This window comes from Marinobacter algicola DG893 (assembly GCF_000170835.1).
GTDB classification, from domain to species: Bacteria; Pseudomonadota; Gammaproteobacteria; order Pseudomonadales; family Oleiphilaceae; genus Marinobacter; species Marinobacter algicola.
In genome coordinates, this window is record NZ_ABCP01000087.1 from 1 (window position 1) to 3,417 (window position 3,417).

The following is a 3,417-nucleotide window of genomic DNA, read 5'->3' on the forward strand; positions in this document are numbered from 1 at the left end:
GTCATCCGTGCAAACGTCAGTACATATTAAAGTTAAAGCACGCATTTAAGTTACTGAAACTTCATATATATGGGAGGAAGCGTGACCATTTCCCGCAAGGACATTGAGAAAGTCGCTGTGCTCGCCCGCATTCGGGTGGACGAGGAGCAGGTTTCAGCGCTGGAAAAGGATCTGGGCAATATCCTGGATCTGGTGGACCAGTTGAGCGCGGCGGATACCGATTCGGTGGCGCCCATGGCCCACCCCCTGGATGCCGTCCAGCGCCTGCGCCCGGATGAGGTGTCGGAAACCAATGAACGGGAGGCTTTCCAGGCGATTGCGCCGGCTACCGAGAATGGCCTCTATCTGGTTCCCCGAGTGATTGAATAAAGGGCATCGAGTGACCCGACGAACAGCGACGTAAACAGGACGTATCATGCATAACAAATCCGTAGCAGAGCTTTCCCGCGAGTTGGAAAGCGGCAAAATTTCCAGCGTGGAGCTGACCCGGCAGTTCCTGGGCCGCCTCAAAAAGGAAGACGAGCAGCTCAATAGCTTTATCACCATTACGGAAGAGCAGGCCCTGGCTGATGCCCATGCGGCAGACGAGCAACGGGCAGCGGGTAAGGCTACACTCTGGACGGGCGTGCCCTTCGCCCACAAGGACATCTTCTGCACCAATGGCGTGTCGACCACCTGTGGCTCGAAGATGCTGGCAAATTTTGTGCCTCCCTACGATGCAACGGTCACGGAGAATTTCCGCAAGGCAGGCGCGGTATGCCTCGGCAAGACCAACATGGACGAGTTCGCCATGGGGTCCTCTACAGAGTCCAGTTATTTTGGCGCAACGACCAACCCCTGGGGTCTGAGCCAGGGTGAGAAGCGGGTTCCGGGCGGTTCTTCCGGAGGTTCTGCCGCAGCGGTGGCGGCGCGATTGGTGCCGGCGGCAACGGCAACGGATACCGGCGGCTCCATCCGCCAGCCCGCTGCACTGTGCGGGGTAACCGGGCTCAAGCCGACTTATGGCCGGGTATCGCGCTACGGAATGATCGCGTTTGCTTCCAGCCTGGACCAAGGTGGCACCATGGCCCGCACAGCCGAAGACAATGCGCTGATGCTGAACGTTATGGCGGGTTTTGATCCGAAGGACTCCACCTCCATTGATCGTGATGTTCCGGACTATACCGCAACACTGACCGAGCCGTTGAAAGGGTTGCGCATCGGGCTGCCGAAAGAATACTTCACCGGCAACCTCAGTGCCGCCATGGAAGAACAGGTTCGGGGTGCTATTCGGGAGTACGAGAAGCTCGGCGCCACCGTAAAGGAAGTGTCCCTCCCCCACGCTGACCTCGCTATTGCGGCCTACTACGTTATCGCCCCGGCGGAGGCCTCGGCCAACCTGTCCCGCTTCGACGGTGCTCGCTACGGTTATCGCTGCGAGGATCCCAAAGACCTCCTGGACATGTACACACGCACCCGGGCCGAAGGTTTCGGCACTGAGGTCAAGCGGCGGATTTTAGTGGGCACCTATGCACTTTCCGCCGGCTATTTCGACGCCTATTACCTGAAAGCCCAGAAGGTTCGCCGGCTGATCCAGCAGGACTTCATCAACGCCTTCAAGGAAGTGGATGTGCTGATGAGTCCAACCACGCCCTCCCCGGCCTTTATCCAGGGCGAAAAAACCAGCGATCCTGTAACCATGTACCTGGAAGACGTATTTACCATTGCCATCAACCTGGCGGGCATCCCCGCCATGTCCGTTCCAGCCGGGTTTGTGGATGGGCTTCCAGTGGGCCTGCAGATCATTGGAGATTACTTCTCCGAAGCTCGCCTGCTGAACGCCGCCCATCAATTTCAGCAGGTGACCGACTGGCACCAGCGCGAACCACAATAAGCCCGAGACAGGCCCAGAACAGGAGAGAGAAACCATGCAATGGGACATTGTGATCGGGCTGGAGATTCACGTTCAGCTCGCCACCAAAACCAAGATTTTTTCCGGCTCCAGTACCGCTTACGGCGCCGAGCCCAACACCCAGGCCAATGCCGTTGACCTGGCCATGCCTGGCACGCTTCCAGTGCCAAACGAGCAAGCATTCCGCTATGCGGTGATGTTTGGCCTGGCAGTCAACGCTGAGATTGAACGTCGCTCAGTTTTCGAACGGAAAAACTATTTCTACCCGGACCTGCCCAAGGGCTACCAGACAACACAACTGGAGCGCCCGATTGTCGGCCCCGGCTATGTGGATATCGACCTGCCCAATGGTGACACCAAGCGGGTGCGCATTCACCATGCCCACCTGGAAGAAGATGCCGGCAAATCCCTCCATGAGGATTTCCATGGCATGACGGGCATCGACCTGAACCGCGCCGGCACCCCGCTGATTGAGGTGGTCACAGAACCCGACATGACCAATGCGGACGAAGCCGTCGCCTTTGCCAAGAAACTCCATGGCATTGTCACTTCCCTGGGCATCTGTGACGGCGACATGTCCCAGGGGTCCATGCGCTTTGACGTGAACATCTCACTCAAACCCAAGGGCTCCGACACTCTTGGCACCCGCACCGAAACCAAGAACCTGAACTCATTCCGCTTCATGGAGCAGGCCATTGCTCATGAAGTTGAGAGACAGATGGACATTCTGGAAGACGGCGGCACCATCGAGCAGGAAACCCGCCTGTACAATGGCGACCGTGACGAGTCCCGCTCCATGCGCACCAAGGAAGAAGCCAACGATTACCGCTACTTCCCATGCCCGGACCTGCTGCCGGTGGAAATCGACGACACCTTCATCGACGAAGCCCGCAACCGCGTCCCGGAACTGCCGGACGCCCGCAAGGTGCGCTTCAAGGAGCAGTACGGCCTGAACGACTACGATGCAGGGTTACTGGCTGGCGACTCCAAGCTGGCGGCATTCTTCGAAGCCGCCGCTGATCGCGGGAAGGACGCAAAGTTGGCTTCCAACTGGGTTCAGGGTGAATTCTCCGCACGCCTGAATGCGGAGGAAAAATCTGTGGCAGACTCACCAATCACCGGCGAGCAACTTGGAGATCTGGTGGTGCGCATCGCGGATAACACGATTTCGTCGGCGGGTGCCAAGAAGGTTTTCGAGGCGCTCTGGGCCGGTGAAAATAACAGTGTGGATGCGATCATTGATGCCAAGGGCCTGAAGCAGGTGTCTGACACTGGCGAGCTTGAGAAGATGGTGGACGAGGTTCTGGCCTCCATGCCAGATCAGGTTGCACAGTACCAGCAGGAATCCGACCCCAAGAAGCAGAAGAAGATGCTCGGCGGGTTCATGGGGCCTCTGATGAAAGCCTCCAAGGGCCAGGGCAATCCTAAGCTGTTTAATGAGATCCTGGTGAAGAAACTGGGAGGCTGATTTCTCAGCATTTCTGCAGGCTATGGGTGGTGCGTTTTGCTGCAGCCCTAGCCTGCTT

The 3,417-nt window shown here is 57.9% G+C and carries 3 protein-coding genes; all 3 read left to right on the forward strand.

The window, feature by feature from the left end; genetic code table 11:
• The first annotated feature begins 81 nt into the window (after window positions 1–81).
• Genes gatC through gatB form a run of 3 tightly spaced genes read left to right on the forward strand, consistent with a single transcriptional unit; the run spans window position 82 to window position 3,359 of the window.
• Window positions 82–369, forward strand: a complete 288-nt coding sequence (gatC, locus tag MDG893_RS20280) for an Asp-tRNA(Asn)/Glu-tRNA(Gln) amidotransferase subunit GatC (RefSeq protein ID WP_040474841.1) — start codon at window positions 82–84, stop codon at window positions 367–369.
• Between the two features lie 46 nt (window positions 370–415).
• Complete coding sequence (gene gatA, locus MDG893_RS20285; protein WP_007155726.1) at window positions 416–1,873, forward strand: Asp-tRNA(Asn)/Glu-tRNA(Gln) amidotransferase subunit GatA; 1,458 nt, start codon at window positions 416–418, stop codon at window positions 1,871–1,873.
• A 34-nt stretch (window positions 1,874–1,907) separates the two neighbouring features.
• Window positions 1,908–3,359 carry an Asp-tRNA(Asn)/Glu-tRNA(Gln) amidotransferase subunit GatB gene (gene gatB / locus MDG893_RS20290; protein ID WP_007155727.1) on the forward strand — a complete coding sequence of 484 codons (1,452 nt, stop codon included), beginning with the start codon at window positions 1,908–1,910 and terminating at the stop codon, window positions 3,357–3,359.
• The last annotated feature ends 58 nt before the right edge of the window (window positions 3,360–3,417 follow it).